This window comes from Cryptosporangium sp. NPDC051539 (assembly GCF_044454545.1).
Lineage (GTDB): Bacteria > Actinomycetota > Actinomycetes > Mycobacteriales > Cryptosporangiaceae > Cryptosporangium.
Genome location: NZ_JBITDV010000015.1, coordinates 130,181 through 154,931, shown reverse-complemented (window position 1 = coordinate 154,931; position 24,751 = coordinate 130,181). Strand labels below are relative to the sequence as shown.

General features: G+C 70.8%; 28 protein-coding genes. 11 read left to right on the top strand and 17 right to left on the bottom strand.

Annotated elements, in window-relative coordinates; genetic code table 11:
- Positions 1-7: 7 nt before the first annotated feature.
- Together ACIBZJ_RS37665 and ACIBZJ_RS37660 are read right to left on the bottom strand one after the other, a co-directional pair.
- Positions 8-433 (bottom strand): hypothetical protein, encoded by a 426-nt coding sequence (locus tag ACIBZJ_RS37665; protein ID WP_395938412.1) that lies wholly within the window; start codon positions 431-433, stop codon positions 8-10.
- A gap of 30 nt (positions 434-463) precedes the next feature.
- Entirely contained in the window at positions 464-1,267 is an 804-nt protein-coding gene (locus tag ACIBZJ_RS37660) for an MBL fold metallo-hydrolase (protein WP_395938411.1), read from the bottom strand.
- Positions 1,268-1,341: 74 nt separating this feature from the next.
- Between ACIBZJ_RS37660 and ACIBZJ_RS37655 the strand changes: the two genes are divergently transcribed.
- The 3 genes from ACIBZJ_RS37655 (at position 1,342) to ACIBZJ_RS37645 (ending at position 3,416) form a co-directional block, all read left to right on the top strand.
- Positions 1,342-1,839, top strand: coding sequence for a winged helix-turn-helix transcriptional regulator (locus ACIBZJ_RS37655; protein ID WP_395938410.1), 498 nt, complete (start codon positions 1,342-1,344; stop codon positions 1,837-1,839).
- 240 nt (positions 1,840-2,079) lie between these two features.
- The gene (locus ACIBZJ_RS37650; protein WP_395938409.1) at positions 2,080-3,123 is read left to right on the top strand and encodes a M4 family metallopeptidase; all 1,044 of its coding nucleotides are present in this window, start codon (positions 2,080-2,082) and stop codon (positions 3,121-3,123) included.
- Positions 3,120-3,416, top strand: coding sequence for a protealysin inhibitor emfourin (locus ACIBZJ_RS37645; protein ID WP_395938408.1), 297 nt, complete (start codon positions 3,120-3,122; stop codon positions 3,414-3,416). Before ACIBZJ_RS37650 ends, ACIBZJ_RS37645 begins: the two co-directional genes overlap by 4 nt.
- Positions 3,417-3,432: 16 nt before the next feature.
- On the opposite strand, the gene ACIBZJ_RS37640 is transcribed toward ACIBZJ_RS37645, so the two are convergent.
- Positions 3,433-4,476: a sulfite exporter TauE/SafE family protein gene (locus ACIBZJ_RS37640; RefSeq protein WP_395938407.1), complete on the bottom strand. Its 1,044-nt coding sequence runs from the start codon at positions 4,474-4,476 to the stop codon at positions 3,433-3,435.
- A gap of 107 nt (positions 4,477-4,583) precedes the next feature.
- Complete coding sequence (locus ACIBZJ_RS37635) at positions 4,584-5,183, bottom strand: LUD domain-containing protein (protein ID WP_395938406.1); 600 nt, start codon at positions 5,181-5,183, stop codon at positions 4,584-4,586.
- A gap of 101 nt (positions 5,184-5,284) precedes the next feature.
- Here ACIBZJ_RS37635 and sigJ point away from each other — a divergent pair, with 101 nt between their 5' ends.
- Positions 5,285-6,151: an RNA polymerase sigma factor SigJ gene (gene sigJ, locus ACIBZJ_RS37630; RefSeq protein WP_395938405.1), complete on the top strand. Its 867-nt coding sequence runs from the start codon at positions 5,285-5,287 to the stop codon at positions 6,149-6,151.
- Positions 6,152-6,194: 43 nt separating this feature from the next.
- On the opposite strand, the gene ACIBZJ_RS37625 is transcribed toward sigJ, so the two are convergent.
- Positions 6,195-7,160, bottom strand: a complete 966-nt coding sequence (locus ACIBZJ_RS37625; RefSeq protein ID WP_395938446.1) for a zinc-binding dehydrogenase — start codon at positions 7,158-7,160, stop codon at positions 6,195-6,197.
- Positions 7,161-7,256: 96 nt separating this feature from the next.
- Here ACIBZJ_RS37625 and ACIBZJ_RS37620 point away from each other — a divergent pair, with 96 nt between their 5' ends.
- Entirely contained in the window at positions 7,257-7,982 is a 726-nt protein-coding gene (locus ACIBZJ_RS37620; protein ID WP_395938445.1) for an AraC family transcriptional regulator, read from the top strand.
- A 52-nt stretch (positions 7,983-8,034) separates the two neighbouring features.
- Here ACIBZJ_RS37620 and ACIBZJ_RS37615 read toward each other — a convergent pair whose 3' ends face one another.
- The 9 genes from ACIBZJ_RS37615 to ACIBZJ_RS37575 form a co-directional block, all read right to left on the bottom strand.
- The gene (locus ACIBZJ_RS37615; RefSeq protein WP_395938404.1) at positions 8,035-8,322 is read right to left on the bottom strand and encodes a chorismate mutase; all 288 of its coding nucleotides are present in this window, start codon (positions 8,320-8,322) and stop codon (positions 8,035-8,037) included.
- Between the two features lie 23 nt (positions 8,323-8,345).
- Positions 8,346-9,212 (bottom strand): GH25 family lysozyme, encoded by an 867-nt coding sequence (locus tag ACIBZJ_RS37610; RefSeq protein ID WP_395938403.1) that lies wholly within the window; start codon positions 9,210-9,212, stop codon positions 8,346-8,348.
- Between the two features lie 126 nt (positions 9,213-9,338).
- On the bottom strand, positions 9,339-10,766 hold the full coding sequence (locus ACIBZJ_RS37605; RefSeq protein ID WP_395938402.1) for an NAD-dependent succinate-semialdehyde dehydrogenase: 1,428 nt from the start codon (positions 10,764-10,766) through the stop codon (positions 9,339-9,341).
- Positions 10,763-12,091 carry an iron-containing alcohol dehydrogenase gene (locus tag ACIBZJ_RS37600; protein WP_395938401.1) on the bottom strand — a complete coding sequence of 443 codons (1,329 nt, stop codon included), beginning with the start codon at positions 12,089-12,091 and terminating at the stop codon, positions 10,763-10,765. Before ACIBZJ_RS37600 ends, ACIBZJ_RS37605 begins: the two co-directional genes overlap by 4 nt.
- A complete protein-coding gene (locus tag ACIBZJ_RS37595; protein ID WP_395938400.1) occupies positions 12,084-12,830 on the bottom strand; it encodes an SDR family NAD(P)-dependent oxidoreductase in 747 nt (248 codons plus the stop codon). Before ACIBZJ_RS37595 ends, ACIBZJ_RS37600 begins: the two co-directional genes overlap by 8 nt.
- On the bottom strand, positions 12,823-13,623 hold the full coding sequence (locus ACIBZJ_RS37590) for an HpcH/HpaI aldolase/citrate lyase family protein (protein WP_395938399.1): 801 nt from the start codon (positions 13,621-13,623) through the stop codon (positions 12,823-12,825). The genes ACIBZJ_RS37595 and ACIBZJ_RS37590 overlap by 8 nt, the downstream gene beginning before the upstream one ends.
- The gene (locus ACIBZJ_RS37585) at positions 13,620-14,531 is read right to left on the bottom strand and encodes a hypothetical protein (RefSeq protein ID WP_395938398.1); all 912 of its coding nucleotides are present in this window, start codon (positions 14,529-14,531) and stop codon (positions 13,620-13,622) included. Before ACIBZJ_RS37585 ends, ACIBZJ_RS37590 begins: the two co-directional genes overlap by 4 nt.
- Entirely contained in the window at positions 14,528-15,457 is a 930-nt protein-coding gene (locus ACIBZJ_RS37580) for a 3-keto-5-aminohexanoate cleavage protein (protein WP_395938397.1), read from the bottom strand. Before ACIBZJ_RS37580 ends, ACIBZJ_RS37585 begins: the two co-directional genes overlap by 4 nt.
- Entirely contained in the window at positions 15,457-16,368 is a 912-nt protein-coding gene (locus ACIBZJ_RS37575; protein ID WP_395938396.1) for a DUF6282 family protein, read from the bottom strand. Before ACIBZJ_RS37575 ends, ACIBZJ_RS37580 begins: the two co-directional genes overlap by 1 nt.
- Positions 16,369-16,543: 175 nt before the next feature.
- On the opposite strand from ACIBZJ_RS37575, the gene ACIBZJ_RS37570 reads away from it, so the two are divergent.
- The 6 genes from ACIBZJ_RS37570 to ACIBZJ_RS37545 are packed head-to-tail and all read left to right on the top strand — an operon-like array spanning position 16,544 to position 22,237.
- Complete coding sequence (locus ACIBZJ_RS37570; protein WP_395938395.1) at positions 16,544-17,401, top strand: ABC transporter permease; 858 nt, start codon at positions 16,544-16,546, stop codon at positions 17,399-17,401.
- Complete coding sequence (locus ACIBZJ_RS37565) at positions 17,398-18,228, top strand: ABC transporter permease (RefSeq protein ID WP_395938394.1); 831 nt, start codon at positions 17,398-17,400, stop codon at positions 18,226-18,228. Before ACIBZJ_RS37570 ends, ACIBZJ_RS37565 begins: the two co-directional genes overlap by 4 nt.
- The gene (locus ACIBZJ_RS37560; protein WP_395938393.1) at positions 18,229-19,377 is read left to right on the top strand and encodes an ABC transporter ATP-binding protein; all 1,149 of its coding nucleotides are present in this window, start codon (positions 18,229-18,231) and stop codon (positions 19,375-19,377) included.
- A gap of 26 nt (positions 19,378-19,403) precedes the next feature.
- Complete coding sequence (locus ACIBZJ_RS37555; RefSeq protein ID WP_395938392.1) at positions 19,404-20,474, top strand: extracellular solute-binding protein; 1,071 nt, start codon at positions 19,404-19,406, stop codon at positions 20,472-20,474.
- A 28-nt stretch (positions 20,475-20,502) separates the two neighbouring features.
- Positions 20,503-21,264, top strand: a complete 762-nt coding sequence (locus ACIBZJ_RS37550) for an IclR family transcriptional regulator (RefSeq protein WP_395938391.1) — start codon at positions 20,503-20,505, stop codon at positions 21,262-21,264.
- Positions 21,251-22,237 carry a cyclase family protein gene (locus ACIBZJ_RS37545; RefSeq protein ID WP_395938390.1) on the top strand — a complete coding sequence of 329 codons (987 nt, stop codon included), beginning with the start codon at positions 21,251-21,253 and terminating at the stop codon, positions 22,235-22,237. The genes ACIBZJ_RS37550 and ACIBZJ_RS37545 overlap by 14 nt, the downstream gene beginning before the upstream one ends.
- Positions 22,238-22,281: 44 nt before the next feature.
- Here the strand turns inward: ACIBZJ_RS37545 and ACIBZJ_RS37540 are convergent, their stop codons facing one another.
- From ACIBZJ_RS37540 to ACIBZJ_RS37530, 3 genes are read right to left on the bottom strand one after another with little or no spacing between them, the layout of a single operon-like run.
- Positions 22,282-22,404: a hypothetical protein gene (locus tag ACIBZJ_RS37540; RefSeq protein WP_395938389.1), complete on the bottom strand. Its 123-nt coding sequence runs from the start codon at positions 22,402-22,404 to the stop codon at positions 22,282-22,284.
- On the bottom strand, positions 22,401-23,642 hold the full coding sequence (locus ACIBZJ_RS37535) for a hypothetical protein (RefSeq protein ID WP_395938388.1): 1,242 nt from the start codon (positions 23,640-23,642) through the stop codon (positions 22,401-22,403). The genes ACIBZJ_RS37540 and ACIBZJ_RS37535 overlap by 4 nt, the downstream gene beginning before the upstream one ends.
- Positions 23,639-24,739 carry a HesA/MoeB/ThiF family protein gene (locus ACIBZJ_RS37530; RefSeq protein WP_395938387.1) on the bottom strand — a complete coding sequence of 367 codons (1,101 nt, stop codon included), beginning with the start codon at positions 24,737-24,739 and terminating at the stop codon, positions 23,639-23,641. The genes ACIBZJ_RS37535 and ACIBZJ_RS37530 overlap by 4 nt, the downstream gene beginning before the upstream one ends.
- Positions 24,740-24,751: the final 12 nt, after the last annotated feature.

The following is a 24,751-nucleotide window of genomic DNA, read 5'->3' as shown; positions in this document are numbered from 1 at the left end:
CCGACCCTCAGAAGCTGCCCGGGGGCGCGGGGATCCGGCCTCGCTGGGACACGGTCTCGCTCGACCGGCCGAACGTCCGCCAGGCCGTCGACAGCAGGAGTGCGCCGGCCACCGTTCCCACGGCGGGATCGCCGATCAGCAGGGACACGACCGCGGCCGCGAGCCCGGCCCAGACGATCAGCCGAAGGCCGATGTCGACGACCGGGATGCCGATCCGGTACTCGCGCGTCCAGACCGGGAGCCACACCGCGGCCACCGCCAGACCCAGGGCTCCCAGCGCCGCCATGGCGCTGACCAACGCTTCCGGCCAGCCGAAGTGACGCCCGAGCGCGAACAGCCCGGAGAGCAGGCAGCCGAGCCAGACTTTCGCAGCGAGCCACCGACCGGCGCGGTCCAGTAAATCGCCGGGAGCCTGCCAGGACTGTGTGCTCACTACCGCATTGAACCTCTTCGACTCAAATTGTCACGTGACTCGCTGGAGTTGGCGTTCGTGGGCGGCGGAGAGCCAGCCGTGACCGAACGTGGCCGAGGGGCCCAGGCGCGGGTCGGCGGAGGGTCCCGGATCGCGCAGGGCCTGCACGTACGCGCGGTCCTGGTCGATCCGGGCGCGGACCTCGGCACCCCGGCCGATCGAGCCGTGGCCGGGGACGACGACCTCGACGTCGTCCGCCGCGTCGCCGAGCAGCAGCAGCCCCGCGAGGTAGTGCTCGACCGGATCCGTGGGGTCGGTCAGGTCGAGCATCGGGATCAGGACGTCGGAGAGCATGTCGCCGGCGACCAGCACCCGCTGATCCTCGATCACCAGCGACGCGTGGCCCGGGGCGTGCGCCTGATGCTCGAGGATCCGGACGTCGGGGCCGTCCCACGGAATCCGCGTCGTCCCGGCGGGCAGCCCCTCGATGCGACCGAGCAGGTCCAGCGGGACCCGTTCGACGATGTCCGACGGAATCATCGTCGCGACGCGGGCCATCGCGCCCGGATCCGACAGCCGCTCGCGGACGGTGGCCGCGCAGCGGGCCGTGCCGTAGCGGGGCGCGTCGCCGAACCCGGCCCGCCAGAGCAGATGGTCCCAGTGCGGGTGGGTGGAGAAGCCCGCCACCACGGGCCGGCCCAGTCCGCGCAGGTCGTCGTCCAGGCAGGCCATCTCGTGGTCCTGCACCCCGGGATCGATGAGCAGCACCCCGTCCCGGCCCTGCACGACCACGGCATTGCTCTGCATGAACGCGCTCTGGTGAACCAGCACGCCCTCCGCGACCGGCGTGAGCACGGCGGCCCCTTCCGCTTGTAGTTTGCAACCGCTTGGCCGGACCGTAGCTCCGCTGGTGGTAACTTGCAAGCACTATGGGTGAGGCGCACGAGCCGCGGTCGGGGTGCCCGATCAACGCCGCCATCGAGGTGTTCGGCGATCGCTGGAGCCTGCTGGTCCTCCGCGACATCGTCTTCGCAGATCGCCGCTACTTCCGGGAGCTGCAGGCCAACTCGATCGAGGGGATCGCCTCGAACATCCTGGCCGACCGGCTCAAACGACTCGTCGAGACCGAGTTGCTCACCCGCGACGACGTCCGGCCGGGCCAGCGGGCGCGGTACAGCCTGACCGAACCCGCGATCCAGCTCGTGCCGGTGTTCGCGCAGCTCGGCAGCTGGGGGCTCCGGCACCGGCCCACGTCGCCCGCGCTGCGCATCCGTGCCGAGTTGCTCGAGGCGGGCGGGCCCGCGCTGTGGGAGGAGTTCATGGACGAGCTGCGGCACGCGCATCTCGGGTCCGGGCCCCCGCCGCGCTCACCGAGCGTCCGCGAGCGCCTCGCCGCGGCCTACCTGGCCGCGGCCGAGCCGGCGTAGCGACGCGTGTCCGTCGCGGGAGAGTTCGTCACCGAGACGTTCGCCTACGACGGTGGGCGGCCACGAGTACTCGCCGCGCTTCGATCCGGCGCCTGGGCCTTCGGCCCCTGAGGCCTCCCGGCGCGCGTCCGCCGAGACGACGCGGGGCCCGGGTCTCGGCCACGAATCTTCTAGCCGGGCCCCGCGCGCGGGTCTACGGTGGTCGCGTCCGATTTACTCGGCCACTGGGGGAGCACTCGCATGTCGACTGTTCACACACGACGTCACTGCATCGTTCCGCCCTATTTGCTGCGCGCTTTGCTCGACAGCGACGACGGGTCCGTGCGCCGGACCGCGCTGAACTCGCTCCTGACCTCCGCGTCGATCCGGGGCCGGCGCACCGCACTGGCCGGGTCACTGGGCATGGCCGCCGACGGCCGCCGGACGATCTTCGACGTCGAGAACGGCTCCGCGCTGGCGCGGGCGGCGGTGGTCCGGACCGAAGACGGCCCGCCCGCGGCGGACGACAGCGCCAACAAGGCTTTCGACGGTCTCGGCGACACCCGTCAGTTCTACGCCGAGGTGTTCGGGCGCAACTCGATCGACGACCGCGGGTTACGCCTCAACGGGTACATCCACCGGGGCGTGCGGTTCAACAACGCGTTCTGGGACGGCCTCGAGATGGTCTTCGGCGACGGCGACGGAGTGCTGTTCACCGACTTCACCGGCTCGATCGACGTCATCGCGCACGAGCTGACCCACGGCGTCACCGAGCACACGGCGGCGCTGGAGTACCACCACCAGCCGGGCGCGCTCAACGAGAGCATCTCCGATGCGTTCGGCGAGATGGTCAAGCAATGGACGCTGAATCAGACCGCGGACGAGGCCGACTGGCTGGTCGGCACCGAGATCTTCACGCCCGGCGTCGACGCGGACGCGCTGCGCTCGATGAGGGCGCCGGGAACGGCCTACGACAACGCGCAGTTCGGCCAGGACCCGCAGCCCGATCACATGGACCGGTACGCCGACCTCCCCGACACCGACGAGGGTGACTACGGCGGCGTGCACATCAACTCCGGCATCCCCAACAAGGCGTTCTACCTGGTCGCCACGGCCATCGGCGGGAACTCCTGGAACGCGCCCGGCCACATCTGGTACGAGGCGCTGAAGGCCTCGACCGCCACCACGGACTTCTCCGCCTTCGCCGCCACCACCTACGCTCAGGCGGTGCGCCTTTACGGCCAGACCGAGCAGCAAGCGGTGAGGGACGCCTGGGAGCAGGTCGGCGTGGAGGGGGCCGGATGAGGATCAGCCTGACGACGTCCGGGGGCTGGGGCGCGGCCCTGAACCTCGGCCGCCCGCCCCAGGTTCTCGACAGTGCGACGCTCAGCGACGAGGAGGCCCGGCAGCTCAGCGCGCTGGTCGCGGCGGCGCGGGCCGAACCGCAGCCCGGCCGTACCGGCCGGACCGTACCGGATGCGGCCACGTACCGGCTCGCGCTCGACGACGGCGCCACGCTGTCGGCCACGGACGCCGACATGCCCGACGGCTTCGCCTCGCTCCTCGCCTACGTGCAGGAGCGATCAACGACCCCCTGACGCGGCGGGCCGGCGGCTACGACACCGGCTCGAGCGCGGCCAGCGGAGGCCGCACCTCGGCCGCGGCGCGCAACCGCGGGCGCACCCGGGCGAAGTACACCGCGGCGACCACCGGCCCGAGCCCGAGGAGCAGGCCCACCGCCTGCAGCGCCAGCATCCGGCCGCGATCGACGCCGGCCGACGCCCACCCGCTGCGGGCCTGGCGTCCGGCGTCGAACAGGGCCCAGGCCGGCAGACCGACCAACGCCAGCAAGAGCAGCGTCAGACCGAGCGTCGGGGTGGACGCCCCGAGGAGCTTCAGCGCCGTACCGGTGAGCACGAAGACCAGCGCCGGACGGACCAGCAGGTCCGGCGCACGGGACGAGAGCCGCGCGCCGAGCAGCACCCCCGGAATGGCCCCTACCAGCAGCGACGTCGTCAGTCCGAGCTGGAAGTCACCGAACAGCAGGTGGCCGAGCGCGGCCGCGCCGACCAGCGGGACCGCTTGCACCAGGTCGGTGCCGACCAGCCGGCGCAGCGGCAGCAGCGGATAGATCAGCGTGAGGCAGACGATGATGACCGTGCCGGAACCGGTCGAGGTCATGCCGACCAGCAGGCCGCCGAGAATGCCGGTCAGCACCGTGGGCAGCCGCCGCACGGCAACCGGGCCCTCCGGAGCCTCCCGGCGCGCCCCGGCGCTGTCGAGGAGCAGGCGCGCCACCATCGCCACCGCGGCGATCAGCAGAGCGACGCCGAGCGAGACCGTGACCAGGTGCTGGACGTCGGTACCGCGCCCGAGCAGCCGGATCACGAGCACACCGGCGAACGCCGAGGGGACCGCGCCGAGCGCCAGCCAGCGGACCAGCCCCCAGTCGACCGTGCGGCGCCGCATGTGCACCGCGGAGCCGAACGGCTTCATGACCAGCGACGCGACCAGATCACTCGACACGGCTGCTAACGGCTGAACGCCGAACACGAGCACCAGAACCGGGGTCATCAGGGCACCGCCGCCCATACCGGTCAGGCCGATGACGAAACCGACGAGGAGACCCGCAAGGCTGACCGCCGGATCGAAGTACATGTCTCCCCCGTCGCTCCCCGGACACCTCGTTCTTGTCTACCCTATCGAGCTGGTAGCCGATACCGGCTATCTCGATTCGGAACCTACGTCACCCGTCGATCCGCCACTCAGAAGCCGATCTCCTCGCGCAGGAGCAGCACGATTGCCCGGCCGGGCCGCGGCTCCGCGTTCAGGACCAGCAGACGATTCACCGCGCTGGGAACCCCGTAGGCCCGCAGCGCCCGCTCGTTCTCCAGCGGCAGGCAGTGCTCCCACACCCGCCGCAGCGCCGCCTCCAGATCCGGTACCACCTTCTGCGCTCCCACCACCCAGATCGCCGTGGCCGCGCCGCCCGCGTATCCCGGCAACTGACTCCCGCTACCGCTGGCGATCACCAGCGAACCGGTCTCGGTCACCGCGGCGACGCTGCCGATCGCCACGTCGGGGCAGGCGAACATCCGCCGGATCTCGTCCGCCCTGGTGGCCCGATCCATCGTGAGGCCGCGGGGCCGGAGAGCGTCGTAGCGCCCGCTCGCGTTGAGGTCCTCGTCGATCCCGGAGAGACGCAGGGTCTCGCTGGCGCCGGTGAAGACGCTCGCCCGGGCCGGAACCAGGTCCCGGACCCGGGCCCGCGCGGCCCCGGCGTCGTCCAGGATCTCGACGGTGAATCCGTGGGCGGTGAGCGCGGCGGCGGCCCGCTCCACTCCCGGTGCAGTGATCGTGTCCATGCCGCTCCGACAAATCAGCGCACCGGAGTGTGAGGCAGGCACCTCACACTCCGGTCCCCTGTCGTGTCGTACTGGGAGAGCCACCTCCCGGGAGAGACACGATGACCGCGATCAGCGAACGCCGCCACCTGCTGAACCTCGCCTACCGGCTACTGGGCTCCCTCGCCGAGGCCGAGGACGTCGTGCAGGAGACCTACGCCCGCTGGTACGCGATGACGCGCTCCGAGCAGGAGGCCATCGACTCCCCGGGCGCCTGGCTGAGCACCGTCGCCGGCCGGCTCAGCCTCAACCAGCTCACCTCGGCCCGGGCTCGGCGCGAGCGCTACGTCGGCGACTGGATCCCGGAGCCGCTGCCCGACCCGATCAGCGACCCCGCCGAGCACGTCACGCTCGACGAGTCCGTCAGCATGGCGTTCCTCGTGATGCTCGATGCGATGACCCCGGCCGAACGCGTCGCGTTCATCCTGCACGACGTCTTCCGCTTCTCGTTCGCCGAAATCGCCGAGGTCGTCGGCCGCACGCCGGCGGCCAGCAGGCAGCTGGCGTCCTCGGCCCGCAGGCGCCTCCGGTCGGGCCCGGCCCGGCCGGGGACGGCCGCGGAGCACGCCGGGCTCGTGCGCGACTTCCGACGCGCCTGGGAAGCGCAGGACCTCGGCGCGCTCCTCGGACTGCTCGACCCGGACGCCACCGCGGTCGCCGACGGCGGCGGGCTCGCGCTGACGTTCCCGCACCCGATCGAAGGCCGCGACGCGGTCGCGAGCACCTGGATCGCGCTCGCCGCCCGCGCCACCGGCGGCCAGACGATCCGGGAGCGAACCGTCAGCGGCCAGCCGGGCCTGGTCGTCGAACAGGACGGCGCCGTCGTGACCGTGTTCGCGTTCGGCTTCGCCGACGACCGGATCACCCGCATCTGGGTCGTGCGCAACCCGGAGAAACTCCGGCTGTGGACGGCGGTCCCGGCGCCGTGACCCGCGGCACCGGCCGGGCGCACCGGTGCCCGGCTCCGAGCGGTCACGGACGCAGGACCACTTTCCCGGTCGCGCGGTCGTCCTCCAGGTACCGGTGAGCCTCGGCGACCTCCTCCAGCGCGAACACCCGGTCGACGTGCGGGCGGTACCGGCCGCCCTCGACCTCCCGCACCACCCGTTGCAGCACGTCGCCACCGGCCCGGCCCTTCATCGAGTCGCTGTGGAACGCGGTCAGCCGGGTCCCGGGCGGGATCATCGCCACCGGCTCGAACTCCGGAATCACCCACCCGCTGAGCGACCCGGCCACGCACACGGTCCCGCCCCGGCGGACCAGTCCCAGCGACTCCACCGCGGTCCTGGCCCCGATCAGGTCCAGCACCGCGTCCGGGCCCGACGGCCAGAGCTCCCGCAGCCGTTCGCCCAGCGGTCCGCCGTCGTCGATCAGCACGGTGTCGACACCCAGCGCACCGGCCTTGGCCGGCTGCCGGGTGGTGGCCGCGGTCGCGATGCCCCGGCCGGACGCGATCACCGCCGCCGCCATCCCCACCGACGACGTCCCGCCCCGGATCAGCAGCCGCTCGCACGGACCCAGCGCGTCCAGAGCACCCTGGGCGGTGAGGTAGGTCTCCGGGAGCGCGGCCAGCACGTCCCACGGCAGCGTCGTCACCAGCGGCATCAGCAGCGCGTTCGGCACCAGCGCGTACTCGGCGTAGCCGCCGTCGAAGGCCCGGCCCATCTCCCCCATGATCGCCGCGACGGTCGTCCCCTCGGCCAGCGCCGGATCGGTCGACGCCGCCAGCGTCCCCACGCACTCGATCCCGAGCACCCGCGGGAAGGCGACGCCCGGGGAGTGGCCCTGGCGGGTCCGCAGCTCCGACCGGTTCAGGCCCGCTCCCCTCACCCGCACCAGGCTCCAGCCCGGCCGCACCTCCGGGACCGGAAGGTCCCGCACTTCCAGCACCGAGGGGCCACCGGCCCGGGTACAGACCGCCGCACGCATCGTCGTCATCATGGGGCCCACTCTCGCCCGGCCCGGCGTGGCCGACCACCGGTAGAATGCCAAATCGTGCTCGTCAGCCGCCATCGTGTCTGGCCGGCCGGCGGCGTGCACCTGTGGGCGTCCGGCGAAACGAGCGTCCGCCAGACCCATCGCCGGGGGCATCTGGTCTACGCGGCCCGCGGGGTGCTCTCCGTCCACACCGAACGCGGTACGTCGATCGTCCCGGCCAATCGCGCCGCGTGGACTCCGGCCGGGTTCGCCCACCACCACCGGGCGCACGGCGACACCGACATGCGGATCGTCTTCCTGCCCGCGGCACTGGCCGGGCTCCTGCCGGACCGGCCGGTGGTGTTCGTCGCCACCGGTCTGGCCCGCGAGCTCGTGCTCACGCTCACCGGCCCGCGGACGTTCGACGGTCCCGCCCGCGCCCGGCTGAACCGCGTCCTCGTGGACGACCTGCAGGAGGCGGACGAGCAGTCGCTGCACCTGCCCGAGCCCCGCGACGACCGGCTGCGGGCCGTCGCCCGGCTGCTGTACGAACACCCGGCCGACAACACCTCGCTGGCCGACCTCGGCCGCCGGACCGGAGCCAGCGGCCGCACGCTCAGCCGGCTGCTGCGCTCCGAGCTCGGCATGACGTTCTACGAGTGGCGTACGCAGATACGCATCGCCAACGCGCTGATGCTCCTCGCCGACGGGTACGACACGAACCGCACCGCCCGCGCGTGCGGCTGGGCCAACCCCAGCAGCTTCATCGAGGCCTTCGCCGGGCTGATCGGCACCACGCCCGGCCAGTACCGGAAGAATCCGTCGGCCGGGGGGCCGTGGTAGCCGTCGGGCTCCGTCGCGGGCCGGGAGCCGGAGCTCCGGCCACTGCGGTGGGTCAGTCGGATCCACGGTGGACGTCGAGTTCGAGGTTGATGAACGCGGCGATCATCGCCCGGTACGTGGCCTCGACGACGTCCGCATCGGCGCCCGACTCCGCGGCCAGCGCACGGACCTTGCCGATCACCTGCTCGACCCGGGCCGGCGCTCGCACGGCCGCGGTGTCGGCCTTGAGCCGCCCGGCCCGGCGGACGAGCTCCTCGCGCTGCCCCAGCAACGCGACGATCTGCCGATCGAGCCCGTCGATCCCGGCCCGGATCTGCGCCAACTGCTCCCCGCCGCTCATCCCCACACGGTACGGCCCGCGTACTAGACGCTCGGCTCCTCGACCCTCCGGCCCAGGCCGGCCAGCGACGGGACCGTGACCGTCTTGCCGTACACGAGCTCGAGGTTCTTGACCTCCTCCATCGTCGGGATGTGCTCGATGGTGCGGTCGTACACCAGCCAGATCGCCGGACCGTCGGCCACCGACTTCACGAGTTTCGCCATTGTTTCGTCCTCCTGCTCGTTGATTTTCGGTTGATTCTTCGTGGTGACCGCGAGAAAGTCCGGCACCGACATCTTGATCTGATTCACGTCGCACACGGCAGTGCCACCGGGGATGTGCGCCTTGCTCGAATACTGAAGAATCAGTGGGTCGTGCCCCCACTTGTCCCAGCCGTTGCCGATCTTGGAGGCGAGAGCCAAGTAGTCCCCGGTGCCCGAAACGTAGGCGGATTGCCACCAACCGGCGAATCCGCGGAGCAGCACGAGGGGATCCGCACCCAGCCCCGTCCAGTACCACCGCGGAAAGTAGCCCAGGAGCGGATACCCGCCGGTGAGCCGGTTCCACGCGGCCAGGAATCCGCGCACGTCAGCGACGGTGACGCCGGATCCCTCGGCGTCCAGCTGCAGCGTCAGCCCGTGCAGCGATCCGAACCCGGCGACAAGCGTGTCGCGGAAATGGCGGGCCTGAGCCTCGTAGTTCCCGCGGTGCAGCCAGTGGTATCCGCCCCGGATCGGAAATCCCCTGATCCGCTCCGCGGTGGCGGAGAAATGCTTCCGCGTCAGCGCCGAGGTTTGCGAAGGGACACCTTCGGTGGCCTTGCAGACCACGCCCTTGATACCTGCTTTGTCGACCAGTTCGTAATCGATCGACCCGTTGTACCGGCTGACGTCAATGATGTAGAAGGTCATCGGGCAACCCCGCGCTTTCACGAGAATCCGTATCCATCATGGAACGAGGTTCTCGGGTTTCGCCGCCGGGCGCCTGAGTAGTTCTGCTCGGAGCGCCGGCCACTGTGGACCGGCGCCCCGCCGCGCCTACGCGGTCAGCGCGATGTACTTCTCCTCGAGGAACTCCAGGATGCCCTCGGAGCTGCCCTCGCGACCGAGACCGCTCTGCTTCACGCCACCGAACGGGGCGGCCGGGTCGCTCACCACCCCGCGGTTCACCGCGACCATGCCCGCCTCGAGGCGCCGCGCCACCGCGATCGCCTCGCGCTCCTCGCCGAACACGTAGGCCATCAGCCCGTAGATCGTGTCGTTGGCCATCCGTACGGCCTCGTCCACGTCGTCGAATTTCACGACCGCGGTGACCGGCCCGAAGATCTCGGTCGTGTTGATCGTCGACCCGTGCCGCACGTCGGTCAGCAGCGTCGCGTCGTAGAACGCGCCCTCCTCGGACGAGTGCCCGCCGCGCACGAGCGTCGCCCCGTCGGCGAGTGCGCCGGTGACCAGCTCCGCGACCTTGTCGCGCTCCCCGACCGAGACCAGCGCGCCCAAGTCGTTCGACCGGTCGAGACCGCGCCCGACGGCCACTTTCGCGAGTGCCGCGTCCATCCGCTCGACGAACTCGTCGTGCACCGAGCTGTGGACGTAGAACCGGTTGGCCGCCGTGCAGGCCGAACCACCGTTACGCATCTTGGCCAGCAGGGCACCGGCCACGGCCTCGTCGAGGTCGGCGCCGGGCAGCACGACCAGCGGCGCGTTGCCGCCGAGCTCCATCGACGTGCTCACCACCGAGTCGGCGCACGCCCGCAGCAGGTCACGGCCTACCTCGGTCGAACCGGTGAACGACAGCTTCCGCACCTCGGGCCGGTCGATCATGAGCTTGACCAGCGGACCGGTCGGCACCGGCGTCACCAGGTTGACCACGCCGCGCGGGACGCCCGCCCGGCGCAGCACGTCGACCACGTACGCGGCGGTCAGCGGCGTCTCGCGGGCCGGTTTGAGGATCGTCGTGCACCCCGCGGCCAGTGCCGGTGCCAGCTTGCGGGTCGCCATCGCGGCTGGGAAGTTCCACGGCGTGATCAGCAGCGAGACGCCGATCGGCTGCCGGTCGACGATGATCCGCTTGTCGCCGGCCGGGGAGAGCCGGTAGTCACCCGGAACCCGGACGGCCTCCTCGGCGAACCAGCGGAAGAACTCCTTGGCGTAGTTCGCTTCGCCGCTGGCGTCGGCCCAGGACTTGCCGTTCTCGCGGACCATGATCTCGGCGAAGAGCTCGGCCTCTTCGGTGAGGATCTCGTAGGCCTTGCGCAGGATCTCGCTGCGCTCGCGCGGGGCGGTCGCGGCCCAGGACTCCTGCGCGGCGGCGGCCGCGTCGACCGCGGCCAGGCAGTCGTCTTCGGTCGCGATCGCGAATTCGGCCAGGGTGGAGAGGTCCGAGGGGTCGATGACGTCGAAGCGACGTCCGTCCGAGCCGGGCCGCCACTCACCGTCGATGAACAGGTCGGTGAAGAAGTTCATGCGGCACTCCGATCGCTGAGCAGCCCGTCGTGGGCCCGTACCAAGATCTCTAGCAGAACATCCCGGGACGGTTCGATCGGGGCGATCGCCAGCAATCTCTGCGACCCCATCGCCAGCTCCGCGATCCGCGGCAGCTGATCCCGCGAGAGCCCGATCTCGGCCAGCGTGCGAGGCACCCCGATCGCCCGGTTGATCGCCGCGACGCGCGCGATCGTCCGCGCAGCCGACCGTTCACCCCCGCCGCCGTCCGCGGCCCGGCCGTCCGCAGCCCGGCCGTCCGCAGCGTGGCCGTCCGCGGCGTGGCCGTCCGCGGCGTGGCCGTCCGCGGCGTGGCCGTCCGCGGCCTGGCTGCCGTCGATCGCGGCGCCCAGCGCGGCGACGCGGTCCGCGGTCGCGGCATCCGCGGAGATCGCGTCGAGCACGTACGGGAGCATCAACCCGGTGCCCAGGCCGTGGGGGGTCTTGGTCATCGCACCGATCGGGTACTGCAGGGCGTGGCACAGGTGGGTGCCGGTCGAGCCGAACGCGGCTCCACCCAGCAGCGCGCCGGCCGCGACCTCTTCGCGGGCCCGCCGGTCTCCGGGTGACCGGACCGCCACCTCCAGCCACGGCCCGAGGTGCCGCGCCGCCTGCAGCGCGATCGGCTCGATCAGGACGTTACGCCCGGTGAACACCGGCAGCGCGCCGACGAAGTCGAGCTCCAGCGGTCGCGCGGTGTACGACTCGACCGCGTGCACCAGCGCGTCGATCCCGGAGTACGCGGTCACGGTCGCGGGCGACCCCAGCGTGAGCTCCGGGTCGACGATCGCCACGGCGGGCACCAGGAACGGGCTCGAGATGCCGACCTTCAGCTCCCGGTCCGGATCCGACACGACCGCGACCGGTGTCACCTCCGACCCGGTCCCGGCCGTGGTCGGCAGCGCGACGATCGGGACGACCGGCCCCGGCACCAGGTTCTCGCCGTAGTAGCTCGAGAGCGGGCCGCCGTACACCGCCAGCAGCGCGATCAGCTTCGCGGCGTCCAGGGCACTGCCGCCCCCGATGGCCACGATGACGTCGGCCGCGAACTCGAGCGCGACCGCGCCGGCGGCGTCCAGAGAGCCGACCGGCAGTTCCGGGGTGACGTCGGAATGCACGCGGACCTCGACCCCGGCGGCGGTGAGCCCGTCGACCGCCTCGGCCAGGAACGGCGTGGTGGTGAGGAACGGGTCGACGACCAGGAGCGCGCGGCGCCCGTGGGTGCGCACCGCCTCGGGAAGCTGGGCGCGGGCGCCGTAGCCGAAATGCACCCGGTCGGGCAGGCGAAGGGTTCCGACGCTAGGCAACGAAGCCTCCGTCCACCGGGAGGATCACCCCGGACAGATGCGACGCGCGGTCGCTGAGCAGGAACGACGCGGTCGCGCCGACCTCGGTGCCGGTGCCGGCCTTGCGCAGCGGGGTAGCCGCGATCCGGGCCTCGACGCCGCCGGGGATCGCCCGGCGGGTCGCGTCGAGCATCGGCGACTCGGTCGGGCCGGGCGCGAGGACGTTGACCCGGATGCCGAGCGGGCCGAAGTCGTGCGCGGCGGTGCGGGTGAGGCCGATGACCGCGTGCTTGCTGGCCTGGTAGGCGCCCATGCCGGAGCTGCCGCGCAGGCCGCCGATGCTGCTGACGTTGACGATCGAACCGTGGTCGCGCATCACCCTGACCTCTTCGCGCAGGCAGAGCCAGGTGCCCTTGACGTTGATCGCGAGGATGCGGTCGAAGTCGTCTTCGGAAACCTGGTCGAGGCGGCCGGCCTGGGTCATCGCGGCGTTGTTGAACGCGCCGTCGAGGCGGCCGAAGCGCTCGACGGTCGCGTCGACGAACCGGGTGACGTCGGCGGCGACCGACACGTCACCGGTCGTGTAGGCCACGTCGTGGCCCTCTTTCTCGAGCTCGGCGGTGAGCTCGGCGAGCGGCTCCTCGGAGCGTGCGACGAGCATGAGCTTGGCCCCGTCGGCGGCGAAGACCCGCGCCGCCTCGGCGCCGATCCCGCCGCTCGCGCCGACGAGAAGGATGACCTTGCCGTCGAGGTCAGGCATTCGCACTCCTTTCGCGCGCGACTCCGCGCGACGCTGTCGTGGGGTCCGACGCGGCGGCACGCCCGGCCGTCACCGCTGCCTTGGCGGCGGCACCGAACAGGCCGGCGTCGTTGCCGAGCATCGTGAAGCTGAAGCCCGCGGCCAGGGCCACGCGCGCCGAGTTCTCGGTCGCGGCGCCGGCGTTGCCGACCGGCACGCCCGCCTCCCCGGCGGCCGCGACCGTCTCGGCGATCAGGTCGCCGACGTCCGTGCGGCCCTCGCTCACGGCCAGATCGGCCGCACCGACCAGCAGCGCGTCCACGCCGTCGGTCGCGGCGATCCGTCCGGCGTTGCGGACGCCTTCCGCGCTCTCGATCTGGGCGATGAGCACGACCTCCTCCTGCCCGTACCGGAGGTACTCGTCGCGGGGCATCGCCCCCCAGGCGCCGGCCCGGCTGGTGGACCCGACCCCGCGGGTGCCGCGCGGTGGGAACCGCACCGCGTTGGCGGCCGCCCGGGCCTGCTCGGGGGTGTCGACGTGCGGCACCATGATCCCGGCCGCGCCCGAGTCGAGCAGACGCCCGACGAGCCCGTCGACCTGCGGCACCCGGACGATCGGCGCCACCCCGGTCTGCAGGCCGGTGCCGATCAGCCGGTACGCGGTCTCGACACTGATCGGCGAGTGCTCGAGATCGATCACCACGAAGTCGAAACCGGCCAGCGCGACCAGCTCCATGATCTCCATCGCCGGGATCTTCACCCACGTCCCGAGCACCAGCGGCTTGGTGCGCAGAGCCTCCTGGAACGGGCTCATTTCGCCGGGTAGTCGTCGGCGTTCAGCACCCAGCCGGACGCCGAGAAGTCGGCCCTCGGCGGGGAGAAGATGTCGATGAGCTGCTGGTGGTCGCCGATGCCCTGGGTGGTGTGCACGGTGGGCGGCGGGATGACGCAGATCGACGGCGTCGCGATCTCGGCGTGTTCGTCGGCGCGCCACTGCGACGAGTCCGGCCCCCACGGATACCGGATGTGGTGCTTGAACCGGCCCTTGACCGCGAGCGAGATCTGCTCGAAGTCGTCGTGGTGGTGCGGGGAGAGCTTCCGGACGTTGCGGGGCTGCGACTCCTCGGCGAGGAAGTTCACCATGAGGTTCGTCGTCCGGAAGATGCGCCCGAACCGGCCCTCGGCGATCGGGGTGTCGGCCAGCCGGTACACGCGCAGCGCGAACCCGCCGACCGGGTCCGGCCACGGTTGCAGCGGCGTCGCCCGGGCGTCCGGCTCGGCGTAGGCGTCCGCGTTGAGCGCCGCGTCGGCCAGGTCGGACGCCGCGGTCGAGAACAGCCGGATCAGGACGCCGTCGGCGTCGGCGCGGACCTCGCTGTCACCGGGCGGAACCACGACGAACGCTTCTTCGTCGACCGACGCGGTCGCGTCACCCGCGGTCACGGTCACCGGCGCGCTGTCGGAGTACTGGAGCACCGCGTACTCGTCCGGCTGACCGGCCCGGGGGAACACGTCTCCGGCGCGGGCCTCGGTGTACGCGATCACCAGGTTCGTCGCGCGGGCCAGCCAGGTCCGGCTGCCGTTCGGCGCGGTCTCGGTCGGCGGGTTCGAGAGGAACTCGATCCACTGCGACGCCTTGATCGGGGTCGACGGGTCGATCGTGCGGACCGGCGCCGCCGCCGCGAGCTGCGACCGGATGTCATCTGCCGCGTAGGTGCTCATGCGTTCGTCCTCTCCCGGCCGCGCAGCGCGAGCATCGCGCGGGCCTCGTCGGGGGTCGCGATCTGTTTGCCCAGATCCTCGACGATGTCGCGGATCTTCAGCACCTGTTCGGCGTTCGACTTCGCCAGCCGGCCCTTGCCGATCCAGAGGCTGTCTTCCAGCCCGACGCGGACGTGGCCGCCGAGCCAGGCGCTGTGGGTGCCGAACTGCATCTGGTCACGGCCGGCCGCGAACGCCGAGAACTGGTAGTCGTCGCCGAACAGCTTGTCGGCGATCCGGACCATGTGCGCGAGGTTCTCGTGGTCGGCTCCGATGCCGCCGAGGATCCCGAACACGCCCTGGATGAGCAGCGGGGTGGGGACCAGCCCCCGGTCGACGAAGTACGCCAGCGAGTACAGGTGCCCGATGTCGTAGCACTCGAACTCGAACCGGGTGCCTTTCGAGCCCAGGGTCTTGAGCGTGTGCTCGATGCGGTCGAACGAGTTGATGAACGGGTGCGAGTACGTGTTCAGGACGTACTGCTTCTCCCAGTCGTGCTTCCAGTCGGTCACCTTGTCGGCGATGCCGGAGTACACGAAGTTCATCGACCCCATGTTCAGGGACGCGATCTCGGGCTCGAACCGGATCGCCGCCGCGAGCCGCTCGTCCATCGTCATCGCCGACGAGCCGCCGGTCGTGATGTTGATGACCGCGTCGGTGCGCTCCATGATCGGCGGCACGATCTGTTCGAACACCTCCGGTTCGAACGCCGGACGCCCGTCGGGGTGCCGGGCGTGCAGGTGCACGATCGCCGACCCGGCCTCGACCGCCTCGATCGCCGCCTGCACGACCTCGGCCGGCGTCACCGGCAGGTACGGGCTTTGCGACGGGACGTTCACCGACCCGGTCACCGCCGTGCTGATGATGACCTTGTCCGCGCGCCGCATCAGGCCTTCTCTTCGAGGCCGAGCAGGTAGGCGGTGTTGTGGCAGATCATCTGCCGGACGTCGGACGCCGGGATCCCGTGGTCGAGCAGGCCGGAGACGATGTGCAGGTAGGCGTCGACCGGCAGCGGGTTGCCCTCCTGACCGAGGTCGGAGTTGATGACCGTGCGCTCCGGGCCGATCTTGCGGATCCAGTCGACGAGCTGCTCGATCGGCCACCCGACGGCCTTCACGTCGGGGTGGTACATCGCGAGGTCGTGCTCGACGTACACCCCGAGCGCGAGCATGTCGTCGATGTCGTTCTCGGCGACGTTGACGATGTAGTCGGGGTGGTGCAGCAGCATCCGCCGGACGCCCTTGTCGTGGGCGGTCCGGAAGAACGTCTTCATCGCCGGCCCGTCGAGGTGACCGCCGGTGAGCATGATCCCGGCGTCGGCCACCAGCTGTAACACCAGGTGGGTGTCGGCGGAGACGTCGCCCGACTCGTCGTAGATCGAGACTTCCTTCTCGTAGAGCTCGCCGGCCGCGCTGGGGAAGCCGTCGCCGTGGCTGTGCGCGCAGATGTGCTGCTTGGCCGAGACCGTCGGGCCCCAGACGCAGCGCCCGCCCATGTTGATCGCCAGCGCGGTGGCGGACGGGTTGATGCCGCCGACCTCGGAGTTCAGTGCGACGCCGCCGAACACCGGCGTCGGCGCGCCGTCGAGCAGCTTCTTCATCGCCAGCACGTCCATCACCGTGTTGTGGTGGTGGGACTTGACCAGGATGCCGCGCATGTTGATCCGGGCGCCGTCGTGCGAGGCGTCGACGTGGTCGAACCGGCGGGGGAACGGGCTCGGACCGGAGTGGCAGTGGAGGTCGACGGTGCCGTCCAGGACCTTGAGCAGGGCCGGCGTTGCCTCCGGGGTCGTAACCATCCGGGAGCCTCCTTTGTTCGTATGACGCAATGCGTGTTCACACTACGGACGCAACACAGCATCGTCTACGCGGCTTGAGTTCGCAATGCGATCCTTGAGGTTGCATGTTGAACTTTAGCCTGCTTCACTAGCGGCACTTCAAACGCCGTTCACCCCGCACGCAAGGAGGCGTGAGATGAGCAAGCGGCGCGTTCCGAGCCCGCAATGGCTTCTCGTACTACCGGCGCTCGCGCTGCTCACCGTGATCCTGCTCGTGCCGCTCGGCCGCAGCGTAGGGCGGAGCATCGGGGCACCCGACTGGACCTTCGAGCACTACAAGGCGCTGTTCACCGACGGCGTGACGCTCACGGTGCTCGGCCGCACGGCCATGACCGCGGCGGCGGTCACCGTGATCGCACTTCTGCTCGGTTATCCCTACGCGTACGTGATGACCCGCGTCGGTCCTCGTATGCGCGGCCTCCTCATGGTGATCGTCCTGGTCCCGTTCTGGACGTCGGTCATGGCGCGAAACTTCGCGTGGATTCTCATCTTGCAACGAAACGGACCAGTTGACTCGTTCTTCCAGCTCTTCGGCCTCGACGTGGTGCTCTACGAGTCGGTGTCCGGCGTGGTCGTGGCGATGAGCCAGGTGCTGCTGCCGTTCATGGTCCTGCCGCTGTTCAGTGCCCTGTCGAGCATCGATCGGCGGTTGCTGCTGGCCGCCCGTGGGCTCGGGTCGCACCCGGTGAAGGCGTTCTGGCGGATCTACTGGCCGCTTTCCCGCAGTGGCGTGGTGTCGGGCGTGATCCTCGTCTTCACGCTCAGCCTCGGCTTCTACGTGACCCCGGCACTGCTCGGGTCGCCGCAGGAGTCGCTGGTCGCCCAGTTGCTCGGTCAGCGCACGACCCAGCTGCTCGACTTCGAGGGAGCGAGCGCGCTGGGGATGCTCGTGCTGGTCGTGACGCTGGTGCTCGTCGCCTGGGCCAACCGGGTCGGCGGAACGATCTCGGCGATCGGTGCCGTCGCCGCTACCCGGACGGAGGGCCGGCGATGACCGTCACGCTGGAGAAAGCGCCTCCGAAGAAGGAACGCGGCGTCGACGCGATCCCCTGGTGGCTCAAGCTCGTCGCCGGCGTCGTCTCGGTGTACTTCATCCTGCCGACGCTGTTCGTCATCCCGATGAGCTTCAGCACCGCGACGACGTTCCAGTTCCCTCCGAAGGGCTTCTCACTCCACCTGTACCAGAACTTCTTCACGAACCCGGTCTGGCTCGATGCACTGCGTAACTCTGTCGTCGTCGCGCTGCTGGCCTCGCTGCTGGCGACCGTCGTCGGCACCGCGGCCGCGCTGGGCCTGCACAACCTGCAGGGACGCCTGGCGCAGTTCGCCCGCACGCTGCTGATGATCTCGATCGTCACCCCGGCGATCGTCATCGCGGTCGCGATCTACATCTCGTTCCTGCAGTGGCAGCTGGTCGGGACGCTCGGCGGTTACGTCCTGGCGCACGCCGCGATCGGCGTCCCGTTCGTGCTGGTGTCGGTGTCGAGTGCGCTCAGCGGTTTCGACCCGAAGCTGCTGCGCGCCTCCGCGTCGCTCGGCGCGCCGCCGGTGCGGACGTTCCTCCGGGTCACGGCGCCGCTGATCAGCCGAGGAATCCTCACCGGCGCGGTGTTCGCGTTCGTGACGTCGTTCGACGAGGTCGTCATCGCGCTGTTCCTGCGCTCACCGGCGCTCCAGACGCTGCCGGTGCAGATGTACAACAGCGTGACCGTCGAGATCGACCCGACGATCGCGGCCTCGTCCAGCGTCGTGGTCACCGTCGTCACGGTCGCCTGCCTCCTCCTGCAACTCGTGGGCGGCCGCAAGAAACAGGAGAAGTAAATGCCTGCCACCACTGCACGTTCCACGACCGGGCGTCCGGCCGCGCCGGCGACGGTCACCGCGTCCGCCGGAACGCAGATCCTGCTGACGAACGTCACCAAGCACTACGGGCTGGCGACGCCGGCCGTGGACGACGTCTCGCTCACGATCGAACCGGGCGAGTTCATGACGCTGCTCGGGCCGAGCGGCTCCGGAAAGACCACGACGCTGAACCTGATCGCCGGGTTCGAGACGCTGACCTCGGGCGCGATCGAGTTCAACGGTGCCGACGTCAGCGCGCTGCCGCCGCACAAGCGCAACCTCGGGATGCTGTTCCAGAACTACGCGCTGTTCCCGCACATGACCGTGGCGCAGAACGTGGCCTACCCGCTGAAAGAGCGTCGCCTCGGCAAGCCCGAGATCACCCGCAAGGTCGGCGAGGTGCTCGAGCTGGTGCAGCTGACCGGCCGGGACGACCACTACCCGTCGCAGCTCTCCGGTGGGCAGCAGCAGCGGGTCGCGCTGGCCCGCGCGATCGTGTTCGGCCCCAACGCACTGCTGCTGGACGAGCCGCTCGGGGCGCTGGACCGCAACCTCCGGGCCACGCTGCAGGCCGAGATCCACCGCATCCACCGCGAGGTCGGGACGACGTTCGTGTTCGTCACCCACGACCAGGAAGAGGCGATGAACCTCTCGGACCGGATCGCGCTGTTCAACAACGGGCGGATCGAGCAGATCGGGACGCCCGAAGCGCTGTACGAGTCTCCCGAGACGCTGTTCGCGGCCCGGTTCCTGGGCGACTCGAACGTCTTCGAGTTGTCCGGGCCGCTCGGCGAGAGCATCCCCTGGGAGGACAACGTCTGGTCGATCGCCCCCGAGACGGTGTCCGCGCAGGCGTCCGCCGCCGAGGCGCGCGTCGCCCTCGTCGTGCGCCCGGAAGACGTCCGGATCGCCGTGGACGGCGCGGAGCCGCCGAGCGGCAGCAACGCGGTGACCGCCACCGTGCGGGACATCGAGTACCTCGGCTCGTACCGGATGGCCGTGCTGTCGATCGGCCGTGGTCCGACGGCCGGAAAAGCCCGCCTCGGCGCGCGGGAGAGCGAAGTAACCGAAGGCCAGACCGTCACCGCGTGGTGGCCGGTCGAACGTCAACATCTCGTCGCTGTCTGACCCCCCCTTTCAGAGAAGAGGCAACGATGCCGAAGACCAGACGTGCCCTGGCCGTCCTCAGCGCGGCGGTCGCCGTCGCGCTGCTGGCCGGCTGCGGCGGCGGCGGCACTTCCGCCGCGAACGACCCGGACGGCAAGATCACCCTGACGTTCACCGCCTACGGCGGCGACGGCCAGAAGGCGATGATCAGCTCGTACCAGAAGCCCTACAGCGCCGCCCACACCAACATCTCGTTCGTGAACACCTCTCCCCCGGACCTCGCGCAGGTCAAGGCCCAGGTGCTGAGCAAGTCCGTGAAGTGGGACGTCGTCGCGGTCGCACCGGCGGCGGCGCAGCAGAACTGCGGGAAGCTGTTCGAGAAGCTCGACTTCTCCGATGTGGACAAGTCCGGCCTGGTCGACGGCGTGGTCAGCGACTGCTACCTGGCGAACTGGATCAACGCGAACCCGATCGCCTACCGCACGGACGCCTACCCGGATCCGAGCAAGGCGCCGAAGACGGTCGCGGACTTCTTCGACCTGAAGAAGTTCCCCGGCAAGCGCGGCATGCTCACCAACCTGCAGAACGGGATCCTCGAGTACCCGCTGCTGGCCGACGGTGTGGCGCCGGACAAGCTCTACCCCCTGGACGTGCCCCGGGCGCTCAAGAAGCTCGACACGATTCGCGCGTCGACGACGTTCGCCCCGAACGTCGGTGCGCTCCAGCAGGCGGCGGGCGCCGGGCAGGTGGACATGTTCATCATGCCGGACTCGCGTCTCGTCCCCCTGATGAACTCGGGCACGAAGATCACCGTGATCTGGGACAAGACCGTCACCGCCCTCAACGCGTTCGCGGTCCCGAAGGGATCGCCGAACAAGGAGGCCGCGCGCCGGTTCATCGAGACCGTCGTGAGCCCGGAGGGGGTCAAGGCGATCTCCGAGGCGCTGGGCACCCAGCCGATCAACAAGAACGCGAAGCTCGATCTGTCGGAGAACGCGAAGAAGGTCCAGGTCGCGGGTCCGCAGAACACCGGGGTGACGGTCCAGCAGGACGTCGGCTGGTACGCGAAGAACTTCGACCAGGTCACGACTCAGCTGAACAACTGGCTCGTCGGATAACGTCCTCTATGTGAACTAGGATTCGTACATGGCGAACTCTGAACCGAGCGATGCCTCGACCTCCGATATCCAGGCGGTCGCCCGTGTTGGCCAGATCTGTGCACTGTTCGGCCCTCGGACTTCCGAGCTGACGGCGGCGGACGTCGCCGACCGCACCGGCCTGAACCGCACCACGGCCTACCGGTACTGCGCTTCGATGGTCGCCGCCGGGATCCTCGAAAGAGGAACCCGGCGGGGAACCTTCGCGCTCGGCCCGCTGATGCTGGAGCTGGGGGCGTTGGCCCTCGGGCGTCAGCGGATCGTGGAGATCGCCCGTCCGCATCTGCAGAAGCTGAGGGCCGCCGTCCGCATGACGGCGGTGCTCAGTGTCCCGGGCGCACAGGGGCCGGTGGCCACCCTGGTCGAGGAAGACACGAGCCGGATGGTCGTGGTGACCGTCCATCCCGGTACGCGGCTGGACGCCGGGGCGGCGCAGACCCGGTTGTTCCTCGCGTACACGGACGGCTCCACGATGGAGCACCTGCTGACGGAACTCACCCCGGTGGAGCGCGCCCGCCTCGACGCCGAGGTGAACACCGCCCGCCAGCAGGGCTTCAGCTTCGTCCGGCCGAGCGGCGCGCCGAGCGTCGTCGCGGCGCCGGTGTTCGACGAGGGCGAGCTCGTCGCCACACTGGCGATCCTGTCCCCCGGCGACATCCCCGATCTGGCCCCGGCGCTGGACCAACTGCTCGCGACCGCGAACGCGATCAGTGCGCAACTCGGAGCGGGAGCCTCGCGTGCCGGAGCGTGACCGTCCGTCCTTCGACGACCTGGCCGCGGCGCGGCCGCCGTACTCGTCGTGGGAGTACTTCGGCCCGTCGGACGAGCGGGGCACGATCAACTTCCTGACACCTGCCCGCGTGGCGGCGGCGGCACAGCTGGTCCGCACGGGGCAGCAGTTCGGGCTGGACTATCCCGTGAACGTGTTCGAGCCGTATCCGACCGGCACCCGGCCCGCGACGCAGCACCACGTGTTCGAGAACAACGAGTTCCACCGGGACGACTGGCTCGACTCGTTCTATCTGCAGTCGACGACGCAGATCGATTCGCTGCGGCACATCGGTCATCCGACGTTCGGCTTCTACGGCGGGTTGCCGCCCGCGGAGAACACCGGGCCCCGGCTCGGCATCCACAACTGGGCCGGCCCCGGCATCGCCGGCCGGGGTGTGCTGCTGGACGTGCCGCGGTTCTTCGCGGAGTCCGGCCGGGATTACGACGTCGAGTCGACGGTGCCGCTCGACGCTCCCCTGCTGGACGAGATCGCGGCTCACCAGCGCGTCGGCTGGCACGGCGGCGACCTGCTGCTGATCCGCACCGGGTGGACCGAGAACTACCTGGCCAAGTCGCACGACGAGCGGGTGGAGTTCACCCGGCGCAACAAGGGTCCCGGCCTCGCCCAGACCACCGACGTGCTGCGCTGGCTCTGGGATCACGAGATCGCGCTGACGGCGGCCGACAACCTCGCGCTGGAGGCCGACCCGGTGGTGTCGTCCGACTTCTTCCTGCCGGACGCACCGCCCCCGCCGCGCGGGGTGAACCACAACGGCATGCTGCACCGGCCGCTGATCGCGCTGCTCGGAATGGCGGTCGGTGAGATGTGGAAGCTCGACGAGCTGGCGTCGGCGTGCGCCGCGGACGGCCGGTACGACTTCTTCGTCACGGCGAAGCCGCTGAACATCGTCGGCGGGGTGGGCTCACCGGCGAACGCGATCGCGTTCAAGTAGCGGAGCGGGCGCCGGCCCCCTGCCGGCGCCCGCCCGGGTGCCGGTCAGCCCGACGGGTTGCTGTTGACGAGCGACGTCGTCTCGATCTTGTCGAGCTTGCGGATCTCGATCTTGCTGAGCTTGCCCGGCTGGACCTTCTCGACCTTCTCCGTCTCGGTCTTCTTCATGGCCGTTCACCTCCCTCCGTCTCCGAGCCGCGGACGCGGCTGATTCCCCGGCGGACCCGGGCTCCGTGCCGGCGCCACCAGGCGCGCGACCACAGGACGGCGAACAGGACGGTGGCGAAGGCCAGCGCGCCCGCGTCGGCGAGCTGGGTGCCGGTGCCGCCGGTCAGCGCCGTGTCGGCGGCCGAGGTCAGCACCGCGATCGCCACCGGCAGCGTCACCAGGAGCTCGACCGCCAGGCAGGCGAGAGTTCCGGCCACCAGCACGACGGTGTACGAGCGGACGGCGAGGCGCTCCCGGCCGGGCAGCCGACGGCTCGGGTCGTCGTCCGGCGTCGCCCGGCCCACCAGCCGGCCGGCCACGTAGCGGGCGTACGCGGAGCCGTCCGCGTACAGGTTCGCGCAGCCGGCGACGTCCTGGAGGATGAAGTAGAGGTCGGTGCGCATGAACACCAGGAACTGGGCCGGGATGAGGCTGACCGAGAGCAGGGCGACCGCGGCCAGCACCTCGCCCGGACGCCCCCCGATGCCGGCGGCGCGCGCCAGCACGGCCACCGCGGCCAGAACCAGGTTCGTGACGATGCCGGCGAGATAGACGCTGAACCGGGCCCGGCGCGGCGCCGCCCATACGCCGCTGACGTCTGTCTGCGCGGCCAGGAACTGCAGCCGGGTGCCGAGGCTCATGCGGCCGGGCGCACCGGTCGCCCTGGCGACCAGCAGGTGCGCGAACTCGTGCAGCAGGATGAGCGTCCAGAGAATGGCGAGGTTGCCGAGCAGAACCACCGCACCCAGGTCGCTCCAGAGCAGGTCGTGCGGCGCGGGCGTCAGCTCCGGCCGGAACCCGAGGACCGCCAGCCCGGCCAGCACGACGGCCACCGAGACCAGCGCGGACGCCGGGTGCAGCAGCCATCGCACGTGCGCCGGGCGCAGCCAGGCCAGCATCGAACGCGGTACCGGGGCCGAGTCCACCTCGGTGCCGTCGACCTCGGCCACGAAACCGACCTCGACCAGCGACGACACGAAGTCGACGACGTCCATCTCGTCCCCGGTCTCGTCCCGCAACCGGGTGCGGACCTCGGCGACCGTGTGGTCCGGCAGCAGGGTCAGAGCGCGGCGCCCGACCGGCGGGATCGCGATGAAGTCACCGGTCTCGACCCGTCCGACGATCCACGATTCGCCGTCCTCGCGCAGGTGGAGGTGGTGCAGGCGGACCCGGGTGGCGTCGCTGACCGGGGCGCTCACGCCGCACCGCCGCACGCCGGGCAGTCGGGGTGGCGGGGATCGTCGCGGACGAACGTCGCGTCCGGCGCCAGCAGGTTCAGCGCGTCGATCCGGCCGGCCGGCAGCGCGGGCACGCCGGTGATCAGCGCGATCGCGTGGTGCGCGGCGAGGTATCCCGAGATGCCCGCGGTCGGCGCGGCGACGGCGTTGGCCACCGCGGCGTTGCGCGGCTCGGCGTCGTCCAGGTTGACGCCGATCTCGCGGAAGTGCGCGTTGTCGGCCGTGCGGATGCACTCCCAGCACGGACCGGCGCCGGGCACGTAGCGGCCGACCTGAACCATCGGACCGTGGTAGCCGGCGTCGACCCAGGGCGTGCCGGTGGCCAGGCAGGCCCGGTTCGTCCACCGGCGCAGGGCCGTCGGGCGATCGGCCGAGAGAACCAGCACGTCGCAGTCGGCGACCAGTCGTTCGACGTCCGCGGTGCTCGTCACCCGCTCCCGCAGCGTCACGACCTCGACGTCGGAGTTCAGCTGGGCCAGCCGGTCGGCCGCGGCCTCCACCTTGGGCCGGCCCAGATCGGCCTCGCCGTAGAGCACCTGACGGTTGAGGTTCGAGAGTTCGACGACGTCCGGGTCGACGCAGCGGAGCCGGGCCACGCCGCTGGCCGCCAGCGCCAGCGCCGCCGTCCCGCCGGTGCCGCCCAGCCCGATCAGCGTGACCCGGGCCCGGCTCAGCGCGACCTGCGGTTCCCAGGTGCTGACCCGGGGAGTGCCGTCCAGCCAGCGGAAGTACGCCCGGCTGCGGGAGTAGCGGTCCTTGTCGCGCTCGGTCAGCTCCGGCGGGTCGGGCGCGCCGAGGTCTTCCACGTAACCGGAGCCGGCGAAGGCGTCCAGCCCGTCGCGGACCGACTGCTCCGACTCGGTGGGGTGGGCGGCCCGCACCCGGCGGACGATCTGCTCGACGTCGTGGTGACCGTCCATGCTTTCGAGCAGCGTCCATACCGCGCCGGTCGGGTCGGCGACCTCGGCCGCGACGCCGTACGTGTGGCCGCCGAGACGGATACGACCGGCGGAGATGCGATTCGGTGCCAGCTCAGGTTTGATCCGTGGACGTTGCATGGCACCCCCGTG